We start from the raw sequence: 23,888 nt of genomic DNA, 5'->3' as shown, positions 1-23,888 counted from the left end.
AAGAATTTTATAGTTCTCCGCCACTTCCGCCATTTCCGCCATTGCATACTGGTTGAGTTTATAGGGACTCAGGCAACGTGCTGAGTTCGTTCTCCCATAAAGACATAAGTGTACTCACTACACCTATGTCAGGACCTGGGCCAGGTAACCCATTATGAATGTGGCAATTCTTAGACTGAAGAAACTCAAAAGGGCTAATGTCGCTGGCAGTAGCGCTCATGTGATGAGGGAGATCAGCACCCCGAATGCTGATCCTCAAAGGAGTCGGTTCAATCAGATTCTGAAAGGAAGAGGAAAAACGCCTGCCCAACAAATTTTGAGTCTGGTGTCGAAGATTTCGGATCAAAGATCTTTGTCTGGGAAGAAGCGTCTTCGGAGCGACGCCGTATGGGCTGTGGAGTTCGTGATGACCGTCGAACAAAGTCATTGGCGGGGTAAGGATGGGGGTTATGTAAAGGATTGGGCTAAGCGTTCCCTATCATTTCTCAACTCAAAGTATGGTGAAGCTCGCATAGTGAGTGCTGTACTTCATTTAGATGAGACCAGTCCCCATATTCACGCCTACATGGTTCCAGTATCGAAGGACAGTGACGGTATCCATACGTTATCGGCGAAAAGGTTCTTCGATGGGCGAGGCAAATTGGCCAAGCTCCAGGATGAATATGCGGAGTTCATGAGTTCATTCGACTCAAGTTTGCAGAGAGGCTTGAAGAAATCGCGAGCCCGGCATTCTGAGCTGAGGACATGGTACTCCAGATTGCCCACTGAAATTAAACGAGAGGAAATACGCCTTCCTAGTTTCAGAGTTAGGTGTCCGCCACCTGCCATCACGCAAACCGCGCGCAGAGCGTGGGCTGACGAGGAAACAGCGCGTTTGAGAAAGGCGCTATTGAGTTCTTTACATCGACTTATTCAAGCGCGGAGAGAGGCACTCTTTGTTGCACAGCAATTCCAACTTCGATATCAAACGGAGTTACAGCGCACGAAAGCATTCCGAGATATACGACTGGATCCAAATGGATTGAGAAAATGGGTGTTGGAGTATGATCAATACTTGGCTCAGCTCTCAACGCTGCGAGGAGTGGCAGAGCACTTTGAGCAACTTTATGTTGAAACGATCGATGAACTGGATGAGATGGAAACCTTGAATTCAAGGTACGGAAGGGTAATTGAAGTGATGTGCCATCGTCTTGATATCTCCCTGGAAGATTTGGAGTATCGGCTGGATCGGAGTGAAACTAAATCGAGAATATTTGCACAGTTAGAAGAGATGGTTGTTGTTGACGCTGATGGCCTGAAGAATGATTGATTTGTTGATTATTCGGCCCTCGCGTGAACTAGCCCGATGTTTTATTTCCGTGTAGACGATGATCTTGGGTTTTGGAGTAATGATGTTGCCCAAAATGGAGATATAATCGTTGACACAGTGATAGGAGAGCCAGAGGGGGGAGCTAGCTATGGCTACAGTAAAGCGTCTAACTGAAAAAGAGTTGCTGGATAGTTTAGATGCATATACATCTCATGCTGACGAGTTGGCTGAACCGCTTCCTCAGGAGTTTGCTCCCCTCGAGCGCCTCAAGGGATCAGTAAAACATTATGAGCGACCAACTGATCCTGTGTGGGATGAGTTTTTTGACTCTGATGAGAGGGCAACGGATGACTTTATGTCGGATCGAGAGCAGCCTGAGCCAGATTGAAAGCAACATCTGATGTGGACCCTGGGTGAATTTTCGAAATCAAACGCTCCAAAGAACAATACCCTCACGGACAATGTTCTGAAGTAGAGCTGGATTAGAGTAGTTTTTCGGGTTATTCCACTCGCTCTCCCATATCGGCAGAGGCTGGATCAAAACGCCGGTCTCAACGAGCACATCAAACGCCACGCTTGCCATATCCAGCTTCGTCACCACGAAATCAACAGGCGATCCACTTAGGATAACTGCCAAGTCAGCATCACTCTCTGGCTTATAATTGCCACGTGCACGACTGCCATACAAGATTAGTTGAACTACCCCGAAACGATCAGCCAATTTTTCCGAAAAAGCTAGCGCCGCCTCCTGTATATTCGCCTGGCCGGCCAAAGTAGGTTGCTCCAAACCAACAGACCTCAACTGGTCCCACTCTCTCATGGCATCCGGCATCGGGGCACTTGGTTTACAGTGGGTCAGCAATTTTCGGAGGTGATAGCGCTTTCGTTTTTCCATGGCTTTACCGTCTGTCTCCCCTGCGCCCCCGGATCACTACAGCGTTTGGTGCACCGATTATCTGCTTTGCGAATCTGTTAGACTTCTGATACTCGCCATCCCATTCCTGAGCATGTCGGTACTGAACAACCTGTTCCATTGTAAGCTCGACGATGTCGTCGAATCCGGTTTCGTACCCCTCTACCAGAACTGGTGTTTCCGGTGGCAGTTCTTTCAGTTGCTCAATGAGCTCTTCCGCTGTCATTCCGACTCCCCGTTCAAATTTGAACAGATCAAAGACCTATCGCAATAGGCTCGTTCTCTGACGTTCTTCCTGGGTTTCAATCCGTTGGTTCAATGGTTACTGCGCCCGCGAGGTCTCTGCCATTGTTAATCAACAAAGTGAACTCGTCGGAGGGATCAATTCGCTGCTCAAAAGCCTGAATACGTCTCAACCAACCTTCGGAGCAAAGTCCGCTGAAGTAGGCAGGGAGCCCTTCCGATTCAAAAGGTTCCGAACGAAGAGGGAGGCTAAGGCTCAGCGGCTTTCCGAATTCGAGGTAGTTTGAGTCGTATTGAAATAGAACTCTATTTCCATGTCGCTCTAGGTGGCCTACGCGCTTGCCGTGCATAAAAACGATTGCTTTGTGTTTGACTCGATGCATAGATAACGCTACTCCCTGTATTTAAGGTAGGTCTGGATTCGCCAATAATTCTGCCTCAAGCGACCAATCCATAAATGGCAGAAGTCGGACGATGTTTCGGGCATCGTCGACGCCCCTGTGGTGACTTCCCTCAAAGGTTAGATCGTGAAAAGCTAGGGCGTTGACAAGACCATTCTTTTGTTTCTGTCCGGTAGTGCGCCGCCAAATGCGCTTTAGGTTCAGATGAGGATATCGACTCATTGCTGGGCGTGAGCCTGTTTGCTGGTTTTGGGCTTCTACATGCCGACGATCGTAGTTTCCCCAACTGCACCAGATGAACTCATCAGAAAGCCCTCCCAGCCATTTGTTCAGCGCTTCAATAGCTTCAGGGTAGGTTGGGGCCTCATCAACCATTGATTGAGTAATTCCCGTCAGAGCTGTGCAGAAATCGCTAAGTTGAGGGAAGCGGGTTGGCTTGACCAAGAAGCTAGCGCTTTCGAGAAGCTGCCCGTCTCGTGTTGCGAGTGCGCATCCGATTTCAATGATCTCCATGCTATCTACATCTTGACGTTTCCCCTCGGGAGTCAGATCCTCCCAGCAGGTTGATTCAAGGTCGACCACAAGTAGAGCCGGCGACTTGTTTCTCATGTACGTTTCATCCATTTAAAAATTTCAGCGACTGGAATGAGGGTAATATTTCCAGTTTGCTCAAGGGTGTCTATCCAGAATTGATTCCCTCGTCGAACGACCTCCTTCATACCTATGTGGCCAGATACAACCGCAGTCACGCCTTTGATGATTTGTGCCGGACCCTGAGCTCGATTCCAGGGCCAGGTACAATCAACGGCAAAACTTTCCGTAACTGTGGCGGTCTGCGCCTCTAGCCAGTCATCTGAGGGGCTCTGAGCATGGACCAGTCCTAAAGTACCTTGTTCACATTCCAAGGTGATGGTCAGTGGAAAGCTCTTGATGCAGAGCTGCGCTAATCTGCGGTACTCCTCCAACGCCAGTTGATCGGACCATTGACCTCCCATCGATAAGTGTCTTTGCCTATGCCGAGGACTCCACGCGCCGGCTGCGAACGTCAGCTCATGGTTGCCCATGACGCTGTAGACGTTGCTGGTGAATAGTGCCCAGTTTAATAGCTCTTTGGATTGGGGGCCCCGGTCTACTAAGTCGCCCAGTAGAAACAGACGATCAAGTAAGGGGTTAAACTCCTTTTGCTCCATGGTATATAGCAATTCATGGTATTGGCCATGAATGTCTCCGCATAGCCAGTCTTTACCCTGGAGGTTTTGTTGGATCGAAAGGTGGGCGGTTAATTTATTGATCATGACTCAAAACTCAAATCGTCCGTAAAGTTAGAATAACGCGTATGGAGCCTTTGGGGGCAATGTAAAAACCATGATCTCATTAATTTTTGGCTTGGTTATCAAAAGATATATTACTTTTTTAAGGTATTTCTGAAAATTGACAGAAAATTTTTGGAAAATGGTTTTTTTGATGGTTTTAATTCTTTCCTTGATGGAAGTGATTTGGAATTCGAGAGTGAAATGAATGAGACAATTTCCTAAACGTTCTAAGGAAGAAATTGGATTAGATGTCGCATTGAAAATCCTGGCCGAATGGGGGTGTTCTGAAGACCAGAGGCTCAAGGTTCTCGGGGTTGGGGATAAAGAATCTGTTTCAGACGAACTATCTTCGGATCAGGTGTTGAGGATTAGTCACGTACTGAATATCCATGCCGCCCTTCGGCTACAATTCGAAAATCCGGCCAATGTATACGGGTTTATGTCGGTGGCTAACGATCATAGCCTTTTTGGAGGTAAGTCGCCGCTGGAGGTGCTCATTACTGACGGCAGCCTGGATGTTATGCAGCGGATACAAAACTACATAGAGTTGGGCGCTGGGTGGTGAGTTGATGCGGGCAGTGGTTTTTCGTGCCTGGTGTTTTTCTTTCCTTGCTTTTAAATGGCGGGTTGTATTGCAGATATCATGGTAGGTGAGCGCTGGTAGATCGCCGAACCATCACTCTTGCCGTCATTCGGGCCTTCGGCCCGAGCTTTCCTTCACAGCCAGGCAAAGCCTGACTGCTCAGCAACGAGCTCAGCCATAGGCTGAGCTCTCAGCTACGAGCTACCAGCCAAATCCTCATAGCTACTGTTGAGAGGTGAGCAAGGAAAGAACCATGTCGAGCAAGGAAAAAACCATTTCCATTATGTCGGATGGACTAAACAGTTAGATGAGGGGCTTTTGAGAGGGTAATTTTCCGCTACTAATTGCCACAGGCTCAGCTTTAATGGTTTTTTGGATGACCAAAAGCCTTACAATGGTTTTTTGAAATGGTTTCTTTCTTACATTGCAGGAGATTATCAATTTTGGATCCAGAAGTAAGGCCACTGAGATTTCAGCGTTAATAGTTGAGCAGCAGGTTCAGCCATAAAAAAAGCCGCTCGAAAGCGGCAATTACGTTGTTCTGGAGGAACATGGAAATTTTTCCATAGTCGCAGAGTGAATGCAAATAGTCGTTTACTACGGTGTTTGGTGATAGGCGTAATTTTACGGGATCAATACTTATCGATTAGCCATATAGTCACATTGAGTTCCGACGGACATCTGCAATTTAGAGTACAAAAGTGTTTAACGGCTATCTTTTGATCTATATTGATGTACAAGCTGGCGATGTTTGAGGGCCGCTTTCCGAAGCTGAAGGGAGACCGGTTTTGGGTTGTCCAAAAGTTCCAGTATTCGATCAGCCGTCTGATTTGAAACCGCGATATGAAGAGCGTCGTTTTCGACAGCTAAAGCTTCTTTTGTTGCAGCCTGAATTATAAATTTTTCCGGCGTGCTACCAGCAAGCTCAGCGGCGCGATCAATGAGTGTTTGCGTTTCCTCATCGATATGTATAACCAGGGAAGCGCTATTTTGGTCTCTGTGCATCGTCTTTTGCCTGTTACAATGTGAGCGTTTAGACTGGAACTTAAATTCGGGTGCTGAGATATTATAGATCGCCGTCAGGGTGGCGAAAGATCAACATCGAAAGAAAAATCTTTGAAAAATCGGTACTTAGCCCGGATTTCTCATCACCCCGCCGATTCTGATTTTTTCTCGATTGTGACCCGGTCGGCAGGGTGAAGTTGATCGCTTTTTAGTCGCTTACGGCAGTTTTTCCGCCGATCAGGCAGACGGCCCCCTTACCCCCATTGGTGTGGGCCGGGGACGCCCGATCGGCTACGTCGGTTTGAGACGTGCAACCAAGCCGGCAAACAGGTCTTTTAGGGGATAGGCTTCGCTGAGCAGGAAGCGAATGCGGCGACTGTTGCGGATCACCACTGCACCGATTTTGAGAAGTTTGAGGCGCAGCGTGTGGATACTGGCCCTTGCCAGCTCGGTATGTTTGAGGTGATCACGTAACCGCTCGAACAGCACATAGGCGAAGGCCGACAACATCAGGCGCCATTGGTTGGCCCACCAACGCGGGCTGGAAGTGCGGCCAGCGAACAAGTCCAATTGCTGGTCCTTAATGCGATTCTCCATATCACCACGGGCGCAATAATCTTCGTAGTACTGCTTGGCGCCGTCCTCCTCGTAACGGGACACCACGATGAAGCGCGGATTGGCACCGCGTTCGTCGTGCTCCAGTCGGGAGACAATCAGGCGTTGCTTACGCCAACTACCAGCCCGGTAGAGAAATCGGTAAATGCCGGCCAGCTTGCAGCCAGCCCGTTCCGCCGCTTCAGCCACCAGTTTCATGGCCGGCGCGGCGGCCTGGACCAAGCGGTCGTTGCGGGCAATGCCAACCACGTAATCGACTTGATGGCGGTCGCACCAGTCAAGCATGCGATGGCGGCAGAAGCCGCTGTCGCCCCGGAACACAATGCGCGTATCCGGCCAGTGGCGACGGATGAACTTCACCAGCAGCGCCAGAATCGCCCAGCTATGACGGGCGGCGTCGATGTTGCTGGGACGCAGGTAGCTGACCAGCAAATGGCGGCCGCAGAACACATAGAGCGGCAGAAAGCAGTAGTGGTCGTAATAGCCGTGGAAGAAGCGGCCTTCCTGATGCCCATGGATGGGCACGTCCGTCGCATCAAAGTCGAGCACAATTTCCGCAGGGGCCGAGTCGTGCTGGGCGATGAAGTGCTCCCAGAGGATACGATGGGCTTCCACCACGGCTTTACGGTTGGTTTGCTGCTCCAGGCGCCCCAGCGTTGACTTGCCGGCCAGGGGCTGAAGCCGATTGACCGCCGTCTGCAGGGCATAGTCGTGGCGCAGATCGTCGTGGTCATTGAGGTCTTCGTACCCGGCGGCCAGGGCATAGATCCGCTGCGCCAGCAACATCGGAAGAGGGTGTTGAATCCGCCCTGGATCACGCCGATCTGGAAAGATCTGGGCAAGCTGCCGAGTCAGGCGATGCTGGCGGTCCACTTCCCGCAGCAGCAAAAGGCCAGCATCCGAGGTGATATGGCCGCCGGAAAAATTAGCTTCGACGAGGCGGCGGGAGAGTGGCGAAAAGGCGATTTGATCTGGTAGCATTCCGTGCACGGCTGAAGGTTTATGACTCTTTGTTTAGCGACAGGAATCATAAGGCTTTCAGCCGTTTTTGTTTAGAGGGTGATGAGAAATCCGGGTTAGCCAAATGATCTAACGAACAACCCAAAAGACCGTTCACGATGTTAAGTCACCATAAAGCCGATTTTAGTCTAGATTGGCGCCGATGACCGTCTTTATCAAAAGTTTCGAGGCACCTCCCACGATAATCCCACACCGTGATCAGACAGCGTCAGCCATACGCGCTTGCCATATTAATAACGAGGCAAGTGAATTGTCTGAATGAAGCTGACTAGATAGAAGGAGGAAGTTCGAGAGCAAGAAAAGTAATTTAGAAAGATCGGTTTTAGATGTGCACTACCTACTAGATTTCATCGTGACCGTCGGCCGATAAACTCGAGCGGCTTTTGGTGTAAATAGGTATAGCTAAACGTTATAGCTCGACTGCGTTACTGCCCAAATCGACTCGGTGGGAACCATCTTCTGCAATAGACAGTGTTACTTGCCCAAGTCGGGAAGAACCAATAACCCGCCTCGAACGGACGACTCCACTCATAGTCTTTTCAACAGTCTTATTTCGCTTGGGCAGGCTCGCTTTAGGCGCGGTTGTGCAATACAGAGCCGATGTCAAAGACTTCAACCGTCTCACATCCTGTTCCCGCGGCAAACTATGTGATGAGAACTCGGTGAGAATCCCGACTGGATCACCTTCTGTAAGCTCTGTCCAGAATTTCGGATGATGCCCTGTTTCCGAACCGTGATGAGGAATCTTCACAAATCTAGCTTTTGATTCTGGCCTCAACCTGCTGTTTACAACGGCGTCCCAGCCTATCAAAGGATTAGTCTTTGAAGTTTCTAAATCAGCGCCCAATATTGCTGTTGCAGCATCATTAAAGCGAACGTGCAATGCTATTGCGCAAAAGTTACTGGTTGGTCTCGGAATGATTCTTGGGCGTCGGCGCGCTTCATCTAAATGGGAGGTGAAGTCATCAAGCGCGGCCGCTATTTCGCCTTGTGAGGGAGACAATGCCCAAACTTCTACTCGGTCCCGACGATACAAGAGGGAGTTAGGACCGACGAAGCTGTACGGCATCTCGATATTTCTGTCCTTGGCTTCTTTCACCCTCGGCGTCAGGATACTGAATACCTTTTGTAACTCCGTCACGCCGGTGTCCGTCGTCTGAACAGGCGTAGAACGACCACTGTATATATTCGCTAACTCGTAGAGCTCAGCTCTTTGCAAAGCCACAGACAAAAAAACTTGGGCGTGCGGGCAGGAACGAACGACCTCAGACATACCTCGGACATGGTCATCATGCCAGTGCGAAACGACGATGCCTTTGACAACTTCGGCTGGGTCCAAGCCTTGTTCTTCAAGAAACAATAATGCCGCAGGTCGCTTCGTTTTAGGATCCCGACATGAGTCAATGACGAACCAATCGCCGTTGCCCAGATGCAGACAAACGCTCTCACCAACTCCCGGCCCAAAAAGCGAAATGCTTGAGACCCCATCCGACCCCAAATTTTGGATTTTATCCAAAATCATTAACTCCGAAGAGGTTTTTCATCTCCAAGGTTTTCTCTTTAGCCAGGTCAAACTCTTCTTGGCAAAATGGCGCCAATCGGCGAAGCCTTATCTCTGATTTCCTGGACTTGCTTCCCGAGCGGTTGGTTTCATAACCAATAGTCCAGAAAATCTCGCTACCAACGGTAAGAGCTCGCTGATCGGAAGGGCTGAGCTCATCAAGCGCGATTACAACCTCTTCGTCCGGATTGTCCGGGTTCGTTTTATCTTTTATAACCGCTGTGAATTCGTCATCTTCGATAGCGATAACATGGCCAGCCCACTTCTGAAGAAGTTCAAACTTTCCTGCAAGTGCTGTGCTTGTAGCGCGAGTAGATATTCTTTCATACTTTTTTAGCTTAAATGCTAAGCCAAAAGATGAGGCATCCTCAAAGTCACGCCCCTCTAGAACATGATGAAGGTGAGCAACAGAAAGGTCCGCAAATTTTGATAACCTCTCGTAATCTGTATTTATAAAACCATCTTCTGATCTAATCGCACCCTCTAGGCGGGCGACAACATCATATTTCGAATCATCAACGGTACTGTCGAACGAATGAGTTCTGCTTGCCTGAGTTTCAAACATCTTCTATACGCTCCAATGTAGATTTGAAAATGTTCGACGCCAGCTCCATCTCGACTTCAAAGAGCCTCATGAATATTTCGTATAGGCTTTCAGCCTTTCTTTCATCGATGCTTTGCGTAACCTCTATATGGGAATTGAAAGTGAAAGCAATATCAGTATTCTTGGAGCCTTGATTGAAGACTGGGAAAACCTTAACGTTTCTCTCTCCCGGAAATCCGTCATCTCTTGCGCCCTGAATCTCGACCCCTTTCATTCCAAGTGGTGCGCCGGGCAAAACTTCCTCCCATATATTCTTCGGGGCTAGAGTGTTTCCTACGAGGTGCCAATACTTATCTGATTCAGCCCGGTATATACACTGTTTATTGAAGCCCGCAGCCTCGACTGGAGTTTCATTTAAGACAAGAAAAGTACTGGCTATTAAATCGCGCAACTCTTCTGCCCGGCCTATGTGCTTGGTTCGGATCGTCAAACGTTTCTGCAAGACCTCTAATTCAAACCAGTCGGTAGAGAATTTTGCAACGTCGCTATGACAAACTTCGAGCTGAGCAGCCTCAGCCTCTGAATCAGACATCAAATTTTTGCGGGCGAACCACTGGGGATGAAAAATCGCCGGGTTAAACGATCCAAGGAGGACGATTTGGATCCCTTCCTCCAAAAGCTTGAAGTGTCGCATTTAGATTCTCAATAGTGAATGCTCGTGATCACTCTAGCGCCGTCCAGAATCAACGTTTTCGGCTGGAGTACCCCTTTCCCTCACTGACGCACATGTAGTGCTTTCAATTCTTCAAACCCTCACCGAGAGTATACGGCGATTGTTGCAAGCTTGGGTTCTGAAAAAAGGAACGTTCTATAGCTTTGTAGAACCTGAACGTTACCACTAAAGGCTGCAGCGTCCAAATTCACCATCGTCTTTGGTAGAGGCGTAGTCAATTTTCCGGTACTCCCTATGGAGGTATGATTAACTCATCTCTCCTTAGCGTTGGATTGCAACCTGAGGATAGACTGAAAACGGTCGTTTGTTGGACACCTAGACCCTTCGTACGAAAACCTGCAATTTTTTGTTGTTTTGTGTTCAGAAATCACGTACAAAAAACTATGATTAGAAAAGGTGCGTTTAATGATCATAGGCTATGCGCGTGTCAGTACCCAGGATCAGAATCCTGAGTTTCAGGTGGACGCTTTGGAAAAAGCTGGGTGTGAGCAAATCTTCCAGGAAAAGGTTACTGGCAAACTTCGCGAGCGACCCGAACTGTCGCAGTGCCTTCGTACCCTCCGAAAAGGGGACATTCTCGTCGTCTGGAAGCTGGATCGGCTGGCACGCTCACTGAAGGATCTGGTTGAGATCGTTCAGGATCTGAATGATCGAGAAGTTGGCTTCAAATCGCTTACCGAAGCAATCGACACAACCAGCTCAGGCGGACGCCTGGTGTTCCATATCTTCGGCGCATTGGCTGAGTTCGAGCATGATCTGATTAGAGAGCGCACAAAGGCTGGTCTTGAGGCAGCTAGGGCAAGGGGGCGCAAAGGCGGCCGGAAACCATCTATGTCCGATTCGGACGTCCGTAAAGCAGCGGCCATGCTCTCCGACCCTCAAATCACGAAAACAGAAGTTGCGGCTCACTTCGGTGTGACTCGAACGACGTTGAACGCATCACTTAAAAGAATTGGATTGGCTGCCTGAGATAGTCGCAGCCCGACAACATGCTGTATTGGAGCTCCACGGATGACTGACGACAAAACCAACCACTCCCAAACCGCCGCGTTTATCTGGTCGGTTGCCGACCTTCTGCGCGGTGATTTCAAGCAGAGCCAGTATGGGCGCGTGATTCTGCCGTTTACCCTGCTACGCCGCCTGGAGTGCGTGCTGGAGCCAACCAAAGCCCAGGTACTGTCAGCAGCCCAAGAACATCAAACTAAACCAGATGCGGTTCGTGAGAAGCTCCTGCTCCGGGCCGCTGACCAGCAGTTCTTTAATGCTTCGCCATTAAGCCTGGCTACCCTATCTGACAGCCAGACGGCCGACGACCTGATGAGTTATGTCCAGTCGTTCAGCCAGGATGCCCGGGAAATTTTCGAGCATTTCCATTTCGAAGACTTCGTACAACAGCTCAGCGCCAACAACTTGCTTTACCAGGTGGTGCAGCGGTTTGCCAGCATTGATCTGAGCCCGGCAACCATCAGCAACTTCGGTATGGGGATCATCTTTGAAGAATTGATCCGGAAATTTGCGGAGAGCTCTAACGAAACCGCCGGGGAGCACTTCACGCCTCGTGACATCGTGCATCTGACCACCTCCCTTGTCCTGACCGGACAGGAGAACCGGTTAACGCCTAATAGCATTGTGACCATCTACGATCCTACAGCTGGAACGGGCGGGTTCTTGTCCGAAGGCGACGAGTACATTCAGCAGATCAGCGAGAGTGTCACCGTCTCGCTACACGGCCAGGAATTGAACCCGGAGTCCTACGCCATCTGTAAAGCCGACATGCTGATCAAAGGACAGGAAGTCAGCAATATCAAGCTAGGAAACACACTGTCGGATGATCAGCTGGCTACTAATAAGTTTGACCTGATGCTCAGTAACCCGCCGTTTGGCGTGGAATGGAAAAAGGTTCAGAAGCAGGTCACCGATGAGCACAAACAGCGCGGCTTCGATGGTCGTTTCGGACCAGGGCTACCCCGTGTGTCCGATGGGTCTCTGCTGTTCCTGATGCACCTAGTCAGCAAGATGCGGGATGCTCGTGAAGGCGGCTCCCGGATCGGCATCATTCTCAATGGCAGCCCCTTGTTTACGGGTGGTGCCGGCAGTGGCGAATCCGAAATCCGGCGCTATTTGTTGCAGAACGACATGGTTGAAGCCATCGTGGCTCTGCCGACGGATATGTTCTACAACACTGGAATCTCCACCTATGTGTGGGTGCTTTCCAACAATAAGCCGGCAGAACGCAAAGGCAAGGTGCAGCTAATCGATGCAACTGACCGGGCGACCAAAATGCGTAAGTCCCTCGGCAGTAAGCGCCAGTTTGTGAGCGAGTCCGATCAGGACGAAATCGTGAGGATGTATGGGGACTTTCAGGAAACCAAAAAGAGCAAGATTTTCCCCATCGAAGCCTTCGGTTACAGACGCATCACGGTTGAACGTCCGCTGAAGCTGAACTTCCAAACCTCGGAAGAACGCCTTCAGCGGATTGCGGACGAAAAAGCCATCCAGAAAATGGATCAAGAAGACCAGGACAAGATCCTCGCTGCCTGTCGTGCTATGGATGCCGAGACGGTCTACCGGAATCGCAAACAGTTCCAGAAGGCCCTGAAGACTTCGCTCACCGATCATCAGGTGTACCTGAGTGCGCCTCAACTGAAAGCCCTACTCAATGCCCTGAGTGAACGCGATCCAGAAGCGGATATCTGCACGGACAGCAAAGGCAATCCAGAAGCCGATACCGGCCTTCGGGACTATGAGAACGTGCCACTCTCAGAGTCCGTGTACGACTACTTTGAACGGGAAGTGAAACCCCATGTGCCTGATGCCTGGATTGATGAGACGAAGCGGGACGAGAAGGATGGCGAAGTGGGCATCGTTGGTTTCGAGATTCCTTTTAACCGGCACTTCTATGAGTTCACGCCGCCTCGGCCTCTGGAAGAGATCGATGCTGACCTGAAGCAATGCACTGATCGGATCAAGCAGATGATCGAGGAGTTGTCTGCATGAGTCTCCTCGCGTATCCCGAATATAAAGAAACGAACCTTGAGCGAATAGACTCTATACCCACACATTGGAAGTTGGTTCCATGCCGAGCTGTAGTCGACGAATGCATTGAGAAAAATACTGACGGAAAAAATCAGAACTACTTATCACTGATGGCCAACGTCGGGGTGATTAGATATGAGGACAAAGGTGATGTGGGTAACAAAAAACCTGATGACCTTGCCAAATGCAAAGTAGTTCGCCCTGGAAACCTAGTCATTAACAGCATGAACTACGGTATCGGATCGTATGGTCTATCTCCCTACAGTGGTGTTTGTAGTCCTGTATATATCGTTCTGAATCCGTTAAAGGACGTGGTGGATAAGCGTTACGCTTTACGGGTATTTGAAGACAAGCAGTTCCAGGCTTGGGCCCAGTCATTTGGCAACGGTATTCTTGCACATCGATCGGCAATTGGTTGGGACGACCTAAAGAATATAAAGGTCGCGTTACCGCCACTTGTTGAGCAGAAAATCTTATCCCGCTTCCTAGACCACGAAACCGCCAAGATCGACGCCCTGATCCGCGAGCAGGAGCGCCTGATAGAGCTGCTTCAGGAAAAGCGCCAGGCGGTGATTTCCCATGCGGTGACCAAGGGGCTGGATCCGGATGTGCCCATGAAGGACTCTGGGGTGGAGTGGCTTGGGGAGGTGCCGGCGCATTGGATGGTAGCCAAGTTGGGTTACTACGCCGAAATCAACACTGGAGCGACACCAGATCGATCAAATCCTGAATATTGGAATGGTGATATTCCTTGGATTAAGACAGGTGAGGTTAATTACAAATTAATTACCGAAGCCGAAGAGCATATTACCGGAGAGGGAGTTAGAAACTCGGCTGTACGTATTGCGCCTCCAGGGACGATGCTTATGGCGATGTATGGACAAGGTGTGACAAGAGGTCGGGTGGCGATTTTGGGTACACACGCTGCCTATAACCAAGCATGTGCAGCTATTGCACCGAATCGATCGTTGAATGTTCACTTTCTGCGCTGGTTCATGATCGCTGCCTATCCCTACGTTCGAGATGATGGTAATGAAACCAGCCAGATGAATCTCAGTTCGAGTTACATAAGCAAGATTCCGTTGGTTGTACCGGCAAGCGATGCTGAGCAAGAAGAAATTCACTACTTCTTGGAGAAAAGGGTTCGCCGGTTTGCTGAACTGATGGGCGCAGCTAAACACTCTATGGAATTGTTAAAGGAACGCCGCTCCGCGCTGATCTCCGCAGCGGTAACCGGCAAGATCGATGTCCGCAACTGGCAACCACCAACTGAGGAAAGTGCCTTCGATGAAGAAGTTCGCCAAGCCAGGATGGAGGCTACGGTATGAGCCATGGACGCGGCATCCGCTTGTTCCTGGTAGACGGCACTCCGAACGGTCTTCTGACTGCAGAAATCATGAACTGGACCGGCCATGCTCTGACAGGGCCTCGAACTAAGTTGACGGAACTGGTGCAACGGCCCGAGTGCGGTCGTACCGGCGTGTATTTCCTTGTAGGCCCGGATCCAGACAACGCCATGCGTCCTTTGGTCTACATCGGCGAATCCGATGATGTGGCCAAGCGCTTAAAGCAGCACAATCGTCCTGAGCCCCAAGGCGGCAAGGATTTCTGGGAGCGGGTGTGCCTGATCACCAGCAAAGACCAGAATCTCACCAAAGCTCATGTGAAATACCTGGAAAGCCAGCTCATCACCATTGCCAAGCAATCCGGACGCTGTGGCCTGGTCAACGGTACCGCCCACGATTACACAGTGCTCCCTGAGTCCGATCAGGCCGACATGGCGTTCTTCATCGAGCAAATCCGCATCATCCTTCCGGTCTTAGGGTTCGACTTCCTGCGTGAGCCTGCTGCGCTGCACACCAAATCGCCATCGTCCGACGAAGACACACTGTTTGAGATGGAGTTGCCAAAATATGGCGTTAAAGCGCAAGCACGGGAAATTGATGGCAGTTTTGTCGTCCTTCAGGGATCGGAAGCCCGTCCTAAATGGACAGCCAAGGCTAATGGTTATGGCAACCTGTACGACCAGTTGGTAAAGGATGGCGTGCTGGCAGACGAGACCAACGGGAAACGGCTGTTTGCCCAAGACTATGAATTTAACAGTCCAAGTGCCGCTGCGGCTATTGTATCCGGCCGAAATGCCAATGGCCGAATCAGCTGGATGGTCAAGGGTAGCCAGACAACCTACGGAGACTGGCAAAGCTCACTCGTTGAGGCTCAGGATTCGCCAGAGCTCACGGACTGAACCCATAAAGATCTGGAATAGGCAGTACCTCATGACATCAATAATCAGACTGGCTGGCATCGCTGTTTTGGGTAGCTTTGCTCTCGCGGGTTGCCAAACGACCGGTGTTACCCAGAAGCTTCATACAGAAATGTATCCCCCGCTTGGATGGCCAATCAGCGCGGAAATCGGTGAAACCGTGTTAGAGCGCACCCGAGGCATTGGTTCTCCAGGGTTTAAGCTTGAAGACCTGGAGTTTGAGCAGGGCGGGTATCGGTTCTTCTTGCCGGGCGATCACTATCAAATCGGTTATGAATCGCCCGAGGGTGAGAGTATTGCCTATGGTTATGGCAATCTGAAGCCTCTCAACGAGGGCATCTCCATCACTGGAGCGAATTACCAGCTTGTGGCGGGCCCAACGGATACCGGTTGCACTCTCCAGGTTTCCAATCTGAATTTAATGAACGAGAACGGCAAACTCATCACGAACTGGGTATCGAACGATCGGGGGGAGCAACCGGAAGAGAAAGCCATCTCCATCGGTGGTCGGACGATTCTGAGCGGCTCCATCCTCGGGGGCTCACAAGCCATGTTTGCTGTCGAAGTGCCAGAAGATCAGTGTACCAAGCGATACAAGTTCGCGAATTATGGGCAAACTTTTCGGCAGGAGCTGATTTACCTTGGGCGCTCTGGTGATGAGTTGTCGTTCAAATATCGCGAATACTCCGGGAGTCTCGCTCGACCTGCTTTTTCTGCGGACTTGAAGTATGACCTCTCCGAGAGTCAGACCATCGGTTATCGTGGTGCTCGCATAGAGGTCATTGAAGCGGGCAACCAGCTTATTCGGTACCAGGTAAACAGTCACATCAAAGGCATTTGAACACGAATCGGCCGAAAAACGATTTGACGGATACAAGGAGTAGTCATGGCTGACAGCCGAGAGAGAGTGTTCCAGAACGACATTATTGCTTCTCTGAGTGATCAGGGTTGGCTGGTCGGCAAGGCGTCGGAGTACGACAAGGTGCATGCCTTGTATCCGGAAGACCTGATCGGTTACTTCCAGGAGGCCTGGCCAGATCGATGGGAAAAGTTCTGCAAGGGTAACCCTCAGAACCCGGAAAAAGTGCTCATCCAGAAAACGGTTCGGGAACTGGAGAAAAAGGGCACCCTCGATGTGCTTCGCCATGGCTTCAAAGTGCCGGGTGTAAAAATCGATCTGTGCAGCTTCAAGCCGGATCACGGCATGAATCCGGACACAGAGCGTCGATATAACGCGAATCGGTTACGTGTGGTCGAGGAAGTCTCCTATTCGCCTCATGCCCGCACCGGTGACTACAATCCCCGTCTCGACCTGGTGCTTTTCGTGAACGGGATTCCGACGGCGACGCTGGAACTCAAAAGCGAGTTCAAACAAACCGTCGAACACGCCAAACGCCAATACAAAAAGGATCGTCCGATAAAGGATCCGGTTACACGGAAGCCGGAGCCATTGTTGACGTTCAAGCGTGGGGCATTGGTCCATTTCGCTGTCAGCCAGGACGAAGTGGCGATGACCACCCGGCTGAATGGAAAGGACACGTTCTTCCTGCCGTTTAACCGAGGCACGGCCGATGGTGGTGCCGGGAATCCCCGTGCCGAGGATGAGGGTAGCTACGCCACGGCTTACCTGTGGGAGCAGCTGTTCCAGAAGGATGCCTGGCTTAAGGTCCTTGGCCGTTTCCTACACCTGGAAAAGAAAACCGAAGAAGATTTCCATGGTAACCGGAAGACCAAGGAAACCCTGATTTTCCCCCGGTACCACCAGTGGGACGTGGTTAACCAGCTGATTCAGACGACCCGCGAAGAAGGTGCCGGCAAACGCTACCTCATCCAGCACAGTGCGGGCTCCGGCAAATCCAATTCCATTGCCTGGGCAGCCCATCAGTTGGCCCAGCTCTACGATAACGAGGGCAACAAGCTGTTCAGCTCGGTCATCGTCGTGACCGACCGAACGGTTCTGGATAGCCAGCTTCAGGACACCATCTACCAGTTTGAGCACGCTCAGGGCGTGGTTCGCCCTATCAACCGTGATTTGGGTAACCAGAGTAAATCAGAGCAGCTGGCTGAGGCTCTGGCCGAACAGACCCGAATTATTATCGTGACCATCCAGACCTTCCCGGCGTTGTTCGATGCGCTGGAGAAGTATCCCAAGCTGGCGTCAGGGCGGTACGCCGTGATCGCAGACGAGGCTCACTCTTCGCAAACTGGCTCTTCCGCAACCAAGCTGAAGGCCATCCTGGGTGGTGACTTACCCGAAGGTGAGGAAATCAGTGCAGAAGAGCTTCTGGATGCTGCCGTCTCTGCGCGAAAGCCTAGCCAGGACATCAGCTACTACGCCTTTACCGCGACGCCTAAGGCCAAGACCATTGAGCTGTTTGGCCGTGAGCCGGATCCGTCACAGCCTCGAAGTGAGTCCAATAAGCCAGAGCCTTTCCATGTGTACTCCATGAGACAGGCTATCGAAGAAGGGTTCATCATTGATGTGCTACGGCGCTACACCACCTATGCCGTCGCCTGGAAGCTCGCTCACCCGGACGCAGAGGACGATGAGGTCGATTCCAAGAAGGCCCGAACCACACTGGCCAAATGGGTGCGCCTCCACCCATACAACATCAGCCAGAAGGTTGAGGTCATCGTTGAGCACTTCCGGGAAAATGTCCGGCACCTGCTGGATGGCCAGGCCAAGGCCATGGTGGTGACCAGCAGTCGGCAGGAGGCTGCGCGTTACCAGCTGGCCATGCAGCAGTACATCCAGGACAAGGGCTATCAGGACGTTCATCCACTGGTGGCCTTCTCAGGCAGCCTGCCAGCGGATGATGTGATTCCGGAGGAGGTTACTGAAACCAGTAGTCTTCTGAACCCGGGCCTGAATGGCCGCGATCACGCCAAGGCGTTCGATACGGACGAGTACAACGTGATGCTGGTAGCCAATAAGTACCAGACGGGCTTTGACCAGCCGAAGCTCTGCGCCATGTACGTGGACAAGAAGCTCAAGGGCGTGGAGTGTGTCCAGACGCTCTCTCGCTTGAACCGGCTGTTCCCGGGCAAGGAAACCTTCATCCTGGATTTCATCAACGACGCTCAGGAGATCCTCGATTCGTTCCTGCCGTACTACAACAAGGCGGAACTTACCGGGGTTTCTGACGCCCAGGTGGTCTATGACATCCAGGAAGCGCTGGATGCCGAGCAGGTGTACCACTGGGACGAGGTGGAGGCCTTTGCCAGGGCCTTCTTCGACCCAAAAGCCGAAGCCTCCAAGCTCAGCTATTACTGCCAGCCAGCCCGGGAGCGCTTCAACAAGCGGTACAAGCTGCTTCGCGACGAACGAGCGCAGGTCCGAGCCGCCCGGAAACAGGCTGAGGCTGATGGGAATACCATTGGTCTGAAGCAGGCTGATGCTTCTCTCAAAGAGATTGGCGAAGGTCTCGATCAATTGGATCTGTTCAAGAAAAACCTGGGCAGCTTTGTTCGAGCCTATGAGTTCCTGTCGCAGATTGTGTTCTTTGAGGATGCAGAGCTTGAGCAGTTGTGTGTCTTTGCCAAACATCTCCTCCCTCTGCTGCGCCAGGAGGCCCTGGACGACGACGAAATCGACATCTCTGAGCTGGCCCTCTCACATTACCGGATCACCAAGCGAAAGGAGCACGAGCTCCGATTAGAGGGGGAGGACGACCCAGACGGGCTGGATCCGATTACCGGTGTCGGTACCGGAAAGCCCCGTGACCCGGAGAAGAAGCGTCTGTCTGAAATCATCGAGAAGTTAAACGACATCTTCGGTGCTGAAGTCAGCGATGAGGATCAGCTTCATTTTGCCAATGGCATTGCTGATCGGGTTCGCCGGGACGAAGCAGTGATGGCCCAGGTAAACAGCCATTCAACGGATCAAGTGATGCATGGGCTTTTTCCGAAGAGGCTTACCGATTTAGTTCTGGATTCGATGACGGATCACGAAAAGCTGTCTATGGAAATTTTGGAAAACGAGGACAGCCAAAAAGCCTTTGCCGTACTCATTCTTCGTCTATTAAGTGAGAAAGGTGGCGATTCAGAGCTGAGGCGCTTCATAAAGTAACTTGGTGGTTTATATGAAACGCGTTTGTGTTGTTGTTTGGTATTGTTTTTGCGCCAATTCAAACCTTGGGGGACAGAGCAGGCATAGCAAGGCAATACCGTAAGCAGCGCTATGAAGAAGTTTGTGGAGACCACGGATTCCACGTGATCGATATACGTTAAAATTCTGTATTGGAGAGATGATGACCTCAGTTCTGGACCCTGATCGCGCCCTGGAAGACGAAGCAAAAGACAAGTTCGGTTTCGTTGGCATCGCTAAACGACTCGCGCCACCAATCATTGAGGCAGCAAAAGGCGAGGGAATGGTGATTGGGCTCGAAGGACGGTGGGGCTCTGGCAAAACGTCACTCCTGAATTTCCTTCGCGCCGAGCTTCAGGCGTCAAAGAAGAGCGGGATACATACGATTACAATTGCTCCGTGGCTGAACGGCGATACTTCTTCATTGGTTTTATCCTTGTTAGAACCAATGGCAGCGGTCTTGAAACAAAAGGAAGATGAACTCGCAGAGTCTTATGGCGAGGGACAAAGTGCAACGAAGGAAAGGGTAGCTGAAGTCGGCAGGCTTCTCCGTGCTTATGGTCCAAAGACGGCGCGTCGAATTGCTTCGTTGGCGAACGTTGCTGGGTATGTTCTTCCAGGAGCGCAAGCTATTGGTGGCGCTCTGGCAGCCAGTGCAAGTGCAGCAGATGAAATCTTTGATGTTGGCCCAACGCCTTCTGAGTTGAAGCAGGAACTAGCGGTCAAGATCCAAGAGCTTAATGTAGGGTTTATTGTCATTCTTGATGATCTCGACCGTCTCGAGCCCGAACAGGCGGTTGAGGTTGTTCGGTTAGTGCGATCCGTAGCTGATTTCCCGAAAGTCGTTTATTTAATGTGCTATGACCGGGAGGTTCTGTCCGAAGCACTAAAGACCGGTCTGAAAGTCTCAGATGGTGATCTTTTTCTTCAAAAAATTGTACAACTTACTTTTAACATTCCACTCCCAGAACCATTTGATCTTCGCACCCAGTTTCGAAATGAGGCGAAAGCCATTTATTTCGAAGCAACCGGTGTGGATCTCGATGGAGCGATCCTCCACGACTTAAGGTATGCCGTCGACCGAGAAGGTATGGGCTTGTCGACACCCCGTGAAGTCAAGCTTGCTTTGAACAGTATTAGATTCGTATTTTCACAGGTTAAAGATGACGTGTACTTTCCCGATCTTTGCCGTCTGCATCTCATAAAAACAACGAATTACAAACTTTATAAGTGGCTTGAGATTTACCTATCAGTTCGCTCTGTATTAGTGACTGGAGACGCGACTGTTTCAGAAGATGAAAAAACCAAAATGGGAGAAGAGCTAAAGATGCTTCTGCCTGCGAGTGGCCCGGGTTCCGTTCACTCAATTTGGAGTTTAGCGCGTTTCATTCCCGGAGTAGTCGATACAGAAGAAGTGTCAGAGCGAGTTTTTAATGCCATAAATTCATCTGCAATTTCTGAAGCAGTCAGACTAAAGCGACTTGGCAGCCCCCTGCATTATCGATTTTACTTTGCGCTCACAGGCCCGAAGACTGTTATGCCAGACGAGGACTTCAATACCATCTTAGAGCTGGCTCGCAATGACACCGACCAACTTGAATCCCGTCTTGCGGCGGAAACTATGAAGCGTCGCGATTCTGGTCGAACATGGTTTGAGCATGTTCTGGACAGGCTCGATGATGATTGTATCTCCAGTCTTGATGAAAGCCAGCTATCAGGGATACTCCACGCGCTATCGGGAATGATGGATATCGCAATGAAAGAAGATGGCGCGGTTCGGTCATTTGCCCTTTCACTTGATGGGATTGCTAATATCGTTGCAAAGCGCTGTCTTGTGCGATTACGAGAGCTGAATCCTGAAAAGCAAGCAAATACTGTCCGATCTATGGCGCAGGATGGGAAGGCTATCAATTGGCTGGTTGGAAAGTTTTTTAGAAGTCAGCTTTTTAACCATGGAAAAGTTGGAGAGAGAGCCGAGAGACCCGAACAATGGGAAATTTCAGAAGATCTTCTGGACGACATAATCGAAATACTCAGGAAGCGTGTCAGTGAACAAGATATAAAAAATTTGATCCCTAACCTGCCCAATGTTTCAGCATATTTATATGGCTGGATGAATTTAACTGATGACGATCAAGCGAAGAATTGGGTTCGAGAATATAGTGAATCCGATGAAGGCTTTCTTGATATTTTGAACCATCTTAGGGGCTGGGCGATGAGTGATAAGGTCTATTATCCTTTGTCCGAAAAGGCTGTTTCCAGTTTCCTCGATTGGAATGAGGTAAAAACGCGCTTGGATGTAATGCAAAGTGGAGAATTTTCGGACAAAGCTGCAGAGCTTCAACAGGCAATCGAGCAAGCTCTAGATTAGTTCAATGAGGGCCATCGTGACTCGGACCCGGTCAAGGGCATTGTGAGCCGCTCATCAGTCTAATCAGCACTGCGCATAATCTGACGTTATGGTGAATGCCACCCTTCGCATGCTTGACTACTACTAGATAAAGACGGAGCGCATATAACCATGGCGAGCAAACGTCCGATCGAGGAGGAGCTTTTGAAAGGCCGGGGGAAGCGCTTCGATCGCCCCACCGACTCTGTGTGGGATATGTGGTTCGATACCGCGGCAGGCGTATGTGAAAGCATCAACGAAAACCGTAATCAGCCGTCGGAAGGGCAGAAATAGTGGGAACGGTCTATATTACGGCCCTGGCGGCCCTATGCATTCCCCACCCGGGCAGACCAAAACCATTCTGGCATAGCCTTCCATTATCCGACACCAAATGGACCCTATCTGGCCGGGATTATCCAGACACATCCTGGTTCTTTGGAAAACGCGAGCTTGTGAATGTGACAGAATACTTTGCTCTGGCCGGTATCAAAACCGACCTAGTCCTCTGTGCTAGTTATGAGCGCGCCATCTTTGACCTGCTCTACCGCCATATTGAAAAAGACAACGCAATGGTTCCCAATGTTCAACCGTCTGACATTAACGACGTTGTGAATTTCGAGCGTATTCTTACCTGGGTTTTGGAGTTGGAGCGGTCTGGCCAATTGAAACGTGCGGAACCCATGCGGGGCTGGCTGACCTCTGCTGAGCCATGGGTTACGGCATAGCGATCACCTCAACGCAGCAAGGCGTTCGCTCTGCATAGAGATCTTGTGACCCGTGATTGAATAAAGTCTCCAGCCTAGATCCTGGTCTAAGAAATGACGGGCTGCCAAGGATGCATCTTGAAAAAGAGCCCCGAAAGCAACGAAGTCGGGCGACTCATAGATGGTCATAGGTCGCGCTAGTTACCCCAAGGTAACAAACTGCTACGGCCGACATTTTCACCTCTCGAACCAGATAGATCCATGAAGAACACTTTCCTTTTATCTCGCTTAATGATCCTCGGTGTTATCTGCTTTGCTAGCAGTGGTGCGGCTGCAGATCTCGTTAAACAATCAACCAGCGGCCTGTGCCATCCACCGCAGAGTAGTTGGTACGAAAGAACCTTAAACTACATACCCTTTAAGACCCTTGAGGCGTGTTTGGACGCTGGAGGGCGGCTGCCCAGCGGTGTTAGCTTGAGTGGGGCCCGAAAGTTGGCTGGGGAGCTCTCAGAGAACCGGAATCAGTATCAGCGATCAGCCTTTGGTCATGGTTGGGATGATGCTGATCGCGACTGTCAGGATAGCCGTGCCGAAGCACTGATTTCGACTTCGACGACACCGGTTCGTTTTGCTGATGGTAAGCGGTGTCGGGTGGTCACCGGCCGATGGATTAGTCCGTTTACTGGGGAGGTGATACAGAACGCTGCCAATATCGAGATCGACCACGTGGTTCCACTCGCTTTAGCCTGGGAGCGAGGTGCATGGAGGTGGTCAGATGAGCGCCGCGAACAGTTTGCCAACGATCCGGTCAATCTTTTGCCTGTCGAGGGTAGCCTAAACATGCTCTCTATAACAATATAAAATATCCCAAATGATCGTATGAGTGAGTGAATAAGCGTTTTTAGGTTTAGTAAACATACTAATCTAAAATCCTAAAAGTTAGCTGAAAGAAACCATGGCGTGACTTCTGTTCATGTAGTAGCACGCAAAAAAATCACCCCACTTTTGCGTCCACTCGGTTTTCAAAGCGGACCTTTCTGGACGTTCAGTTAAGCTCAAGCTCTTTTAAACAAATGTAGTGGCATAGTGAATCTGGCCACCTGATTTTGAGTGTATGATCACTCACATAATGAATCAGGTGAAGACGATGGCGAAAACTAGAAACTTCA

General features: G+C 50.5%; 23 protein-coding genes. 13 read left to right on the top strand and 10 right to left on the bottom strand.

The genetic code is table 11. The annotated features are described in order from the left end of the window. Positions 1–154 precede the first annotated feature (154 nt). A complete protein-coding gene (gene mobV, locus ACSSVV_RS13405; RefSeq protein ID WP_011783949.1) occupies positions 155–1,309 on the top strand; it encodes a MobV family relaxase in 1,155 nt (384 codons plus the stop codon). A 148-nt stretch (positions 1,310–1,457) separates the two neighbouring features. Next, positions 1,458–1,697 (top strand): AbrB/MazE/SpoVT family DNA-binding domain-containing protein, encoded by a 240-nt coding sequence (locus ACSSVV_RS13400; RefSeq protein ID WP_011783950.1) that lies wholly within the window; start codon positions 1,458–1,460, stop codon positions 1,695–1,697. A gap of 39 nt (positions 1,698–1,736) precedes the next feature. Here the strand turns inward: ACSSVV_RS13400 and ACSSVV_RS13395 are convergent, their stop codons facing one another. The 5 genes from ACSSVV_RS13395 to ACSSVV_RS13375 form a co-directional block, all read right to left on the bottom strand. Beyond that, positions 1,737–2,204 (bottom strand): nucleotidyltransferase domain-containing protein, encoded by a 468-nt coding sequence (locus ACSSVV_RS13395; protein ID WP_232902445.1) that lies wholly within the window; start codon positions 2,202–2,204, stop codon positions 1,737–1,739. Between the two features lie 4 nt (positions 2,205–2,208). After that, positions 2,209–2,448: a hypothetical protein gene (locus tag ACSSVV_RS13390; RefSeq protein WP_232902444.1), complete on the bottom strand. Its 240-nt coding sequence runs from the start codon at positions 2,446–2,448 to the stop codon at positions 2,209–2,211. 76 nt (positions 2,449–2,524) lie between these two features. After that, on the bottom strand, positions 2,525–2,848 hold the full coding sequence (locus tag ACSSVV_RS13385) for a HipA N-terminal domain-containing protein (protein WP_041656104.1): 324 nt from the start codon (positions 2,846–2,848) through the stop codon (positions 2,525–2,527). A gap of 21 nt (positions 2,849–2,869) precedes the next feature. Continuing rightward, positions 2,870–3,475, bottom strand: coding sequence for an exonuclease domain-containing protein (locus tag ACSSVV_RS13380; protein WP_454106389.1), 606 nt, complete (start codon positions 3,473–3,475; stop codon positions 2,870–2,872). Further along, positions 3,472–4,161, bottom strand: coding sequence for a metallophosphoesterase (locus ACSSVV_RS13375; RefSeq protein WP_454106388.1), 690 nt, complete (start codon positions 4,159–4,161; stop codon positions 3,472–3,474). The genes ACSSVV_RS13380 and ACSSVV_RS13375 overlap by 4 nt, the downstream gene beginning before the upstream one ends. A 223-nt stretch (positions 4,162–4,384) precedes the next feature. Between ACSSVV_RS13375 and ACSSVV_RS13370 the strand changes: the two genes are divergently transcribed. Next, positions 4,385–4,744: a hypothetical protein gene (locus tag ACSSVV_RS13370; RefSeq protein ID WP_454106387.1), complete on the top strand. Its 360-nt coding sequence runs from the start codon at positions 4,385–4,387 to the stop codon at positions 4,742–4,744. 723 nt (positions 4,745–5,467) lie between these two features. Here ACSSVV_RS13370 and ACSSVV_RS13365 read toward each other — a convergent pair. The 5 genes from ACSSVV_RS13365 to ACSSVV_RS13345 form a co-directional block, all read right to left on the bottom strand. Continuing rightward, positions 5,468–5,767, bottom strand: coding sequence for a type II toxin-antitoxin system TacA family antitoxin (locus tag ACSSVV_RS13365; RefSeq protein ID WP_454106386.1), 300 nt, complete (start codon positions 5,765–5,767; stop codon positions 5,468–5,470). Positions 5,768–6,058: 291 nt separating this feature from the next. Then, positions 6,059–7,363, bottom strand: a complete 1,305-nt coding sequence (locus tag ACSSVV_RS13360) for an IS1380 family transposase (protein ID WP_454106385.1) — start codon at positions 7,361–7,363, stop codon at positions 6,059–6,061. Between the two features lie 448 nt (positions 7,364–7,811). Beyond that, positions 7,812–8,918 carry an MBL fold metallo-hydrolase gene (locus ACSSVV_RS13355; protein ID WP_454106384.1) on the bottom strand — a complete coding sequence of 369 codons (1,107 nt, stop codon included), beginning with the start codon at positions 8,916–8,918 and terminating at the stop codon, positions 7,812–7,814. Continuing rightward, positions 8,911–9,528 carry a hypothetical protein gene (locus tag ACSSVV_RS13350; protein WP_454106383.1) on the bottom strand — a complete coding sequence of 206 codons (618 nt, stop codon included), beginning with the start codon at positions 9,526–9,528 and terminating at the stop codon, positions 8,911–8,913. The genes ACSSVV_RS13355 and ACSSVV_RS13350 overlap by 8 nt, the downstream gene beginning before the upstream one ends. Next, the gene (locus ACSSVV_RS13345) at positions 9,521–10,201 is read right to left on the bottom strand and encodes a hypothetical protein (protein ID WP_454106382.1); all 681 of its coding nucleotides are present in this window, start codon (positions 10,199–10,201) and stop codon (positions 9,521–9,523) included. Before ACSSVV_RS13345 ends, ACSSVV_RS13350 begins: the two co-directional genes overlap by 8 nt. Before the next feature lie 444 nt (positions 10,202–10,645). On the opposite strand from ACSSVV_RS13345, the gene ACSSVV_RS13340 reads away from it, so the two are divergent. The 10 genes from ACSSVV_RS13340 to ACSSVV_RS13295 all read left to right on the top strand — a co-directional run bounded on the left by ACSSVV_RS13340 (position 10,646) and on the right by ACSSVV_RS13295 (position 23,580). After that, positions 10,646–11,209, top strand: a complete 564-nt coding sequence (locus tag ACSSVV_RS13340) for a recombinase family protein (RefSeq protein WP_133007686.1) — start codon at positions 10,646–10,648, stop codon at positions 11,207–11,209. Between the two features lie 42 nt (positions 11,210–11,251). Continuing rightward, positions 11,252–13,237 carry a type I restriction-modification system subunit M gene (locus ACSSVV_RS13335; protein ID WP_454106381.1) on the top strand — a complete coding sequence of 662 codons (1,986 nt, stop codon included), beginning with the start codon at positions 11,252–11,254 and terminating at the stop codon, positions 13,235–13,237. Beyond that, positions 13,234–14,604 (top strand): restriction endonuclease subunit S, encoded by a 1,371-nt coding sequence (locus ACSSVV_RS13330; protein WP_454106380.1) that lies wholly within the window; start codon positions 13,234–13,236, stop codon positions 14,602–14,604. Before ACSSVV_RS13335 ends, ACSSVV_RS13330 begins: the two co-directional genes overlap by 4 nt. After that, positions 14,601–15,521, top strand: a complete 921-nt coding sequence (locus tag ACSSVV_RS13325) for a GIY-YIG nuclease family protein (RefSeq protein WP_454106379.1) — start codon at positions 14,601–14,603, stop codon at positions 15,519–15,521. Before ACSSVV_RS13330 ends, ACSSVV_RS13325 begins: the two co-directional genes overlap by 4 nt. 31 nt (positions 15,522–15,552) lie before the next feature. Beyond that, complete coding sequence (locus tag ACSSVV_RS13320) at positions 15,553–16,380, top strand: hypothetical protein (protein ID WP_454106378.1); 828 nt, start codon at positions 15,553–15,555, stop codon at positions 16,378–16,380. A 45-nt stretch (positions 16,381–16,425) separates the two neighbouring features. Beyond that, positions 16,426–19,608 carry a type I restriction endonuclease subunit R gene (locus ACSSVV_RS13315; RefSeq protein ID WP_454106377.1) on the top strand — a complete coding sequence of 1,061 codons (3,183 nt, stop codon included), beginning with the start codon at positions 16,426–16,428 and terminating at the stop codon, positions 19,606–19,608. A gap of 181 nt (positions 19,609–19,789) precedes the next feature. Next, positions 19,790–21,997 (top strand): KAP family P-loop NTPase fold protein, encoded by a 2,208-nt coding sequence (locus tag ACSSVV_RS13310; protein WP_454106376.1) that lies wholly within the window; start codon positions 19,790–19,792, stop codon positions 21,995–21,997. Between the two features lie 150 nt (positions 21,998–22,147). Beyond that, positions 22,148–22,309, top strand: a complete 162-nt coding sequence (locus ACSSVV_RS13305; protein WP_232902434.1) for a hypothetical protein — start codon at positions 22,148–22,150, stop codon at positions 22,307–22,309. After that, positions 22,309–22,740, top strand: a complete 432-nt coding sequence (locus tag ACSSVV_RS13300; protein WP_454106375.1) for a hypothetical protein — start codon at positions 22,309–22,311, stop codon at positions 22,738–22,740. Before ACSSVV_RS13305 ends, ACSSVV_RS13300 begins: the two co-directional genes overlap by 1 nt. Before the next feature lie 240 nt (positions 22,741–22,980). After that, entirely contained in the window at positions 22,981–23,580 is a 600-nt protein-coding gene (locus tag ACSSVV_RS13295) for an HNH endonuclease family protein (protein WP_454106374.1), read from the top strand. Positions 23,581–23,888: the final 308 nt, after the last annotated feature.

It is taken from the genome of Marinobacter sp. MBR-105, from assembly GCF_053628895.1.
The sequence above is the reverse complement of the archived record's forward strand: the minus strand, read 5'-3'. Positions and strand labels throughout refer to the sequence as shown.

What these genes read in the sequence shown, in the direction of transcription:
- ACSSVV_RS13400 (WP_011783950.1), top strand. Translation starts at nt 1,458, where the DNA reads ATGGCTACAGTAAAGCGTCTAACTGAAAAAGAGTTGCTGGATAGTTTA.
- ACSSVV_RS13325 (WP_454106379.1), top strand. Translation starts at nt 14,601, where the DNA reads ATGAGCCATGGACGCGGCATCCGCTTGTTCCTGGTAGACGGCACTCCG.
- ACSSVV_RS13365 (WP_454106386.1), bottom strand. Translation starts at nt 5,767, where the DNA reads ATGCACAGAGACCAAAATAGCGCTTCCCTGGTTATACATATCGATGAG.
- ACSSVV_RS13315 (WP_454106377.1), top strand. Translation starts at nt 16,426, where the DNA reads ATGGCTGACAGCCGAGAGAGAGTGTTCCAGAACGACATTATTGCTTCT.
- ACSSVV_RS13310 (WP_454106376.1), top strand. Translation starts at nt 19,790, where the DNA reads ATGACCTCAGTTCTGGACCCTGATCGCGCCCTGGAAGACGAAGCAAAA.
- ACSSVV_RS13335 (WP_454106381.1), top strand. Translation starts at nt 11,252, where the DNA reads ATGACTGACGACAAAACCAACCACTCCCAAACCGCCGCGTTTATCTGG.
- ACSSVV_RS13305 (WP_232902434.1), top strand. Translation starts at nt 22,148, where the DNA reads ATGGCGAGCAAACGTCCGATCGAGGAGGAGCTTTTGAAAGGCCGGGGG.
- ACSSVV_RS13330 (WP_454106380.1), top strand. Translation starts at nt 13,234, where the DNA reads ATGAGTCTCCTCGCGTATCCCGAATATAAAGAAACGAACCTTGAGCGA.
- ACSSVV_RS13360 (WP_454106385.1), bottom strand. Translation starts at nt 7,363, where the DNA reads ATGCTACCAGATCAAATCGCCTTTTCGCCACTCTCCCGCCGCCTCGTC.
- ACSSVV_RS13370 (WP_454106387.1), top strand. Translation starts at nt 4,385, where the DNA reads ATGAGACAATTTCCTAAACGTTCTAAGGAAGAAATTGGATTAGATGTC.
- ACSSVV_RS13395 (WP_232902445.1), bottom strand. Translation starts at nt 2,204, where the DNA reads ATGGAAAAACGAAAGCGCTATCACCTCCGAAAATTGCTGACCCACTGT.
- ACSSVV_RS13340 (WP_133007686.1), top strand. Translation starts at nt 10,646, where the DNA reads ATGATCATAGGCTATGCGCGTGTCAGTACCCAGGATCAGAATCCTGAG.
- mobV (WP_011783949.1), top strand. Translation starts at nt 155, where the DNA reads ATGAATGTGGCAATTCTTAGACTGAAGAAACTCAAAAGGGCTAATGTC.
- ACSSVV_RS13375 (WP_454106388.1), bottom strand. Translation starts at nt 4,161, where the DNA reads ATGATCAATAAATTAACCGCCCACCTTTCGATCCAACAAAACCTCCAG.
- ACSSVV_RS13295 (WP_454106374.1), top strand. Translation starts at nt 22,981, where the DNA reads ATGAAGAACACTTTCCTTTTATCTCGCTTAATGATCCTCGGTGTTATC.
- ACSSVV_RS13390 (WP_232902444.1), bottom strand. Translation starts at nt 2,448, where the DNA reads ATGACAGCGGAAGAGCTCATTGAGCAACTGAAAGAACTGCCACCGGAA.
- ACSSVV_RS13385 (WP_041656104.1), bottom strand. Translation starts at nt 2,848, where the DNA reads ATGCATCGAGTCAAACACAAAGCAATCGTTTTTATGCACGGCAAGCGC.
- ACSSVV_RS13345 (WP_454106382.1), bottom strand. Translation starts at nt 10,201, where the DNA reads ATGCGACACTTCAAGCTTTTGGAGGAAGGGATCCAAATCGTCCTCCTT.
- ACSSVV_RS13320 (WP_454106378.1), top strand. Translation starts at nt 15,553, where the DNA reads ATGACATCAATAATCAGACTGGCTGGCATCGCTGTTTTGGGTAGCTTT.
- ACSSVV_RS13380 (WP_454106389.1), bottom strand. Translation starts at nt 3,475, where the DNA reads ATGAGAAACAAGTCGCCGGCTCTACTTGTGGTCGACCTTGAATCAACC.
- ACSSVV_RS13350 (WP_454106383.1), bottom strand. Translation starts at nt 9,528, where the DNA reads ATGTTTGAAACTCAGGCAAGCAGAACTCATTCGTTCGACAGTACCGTT.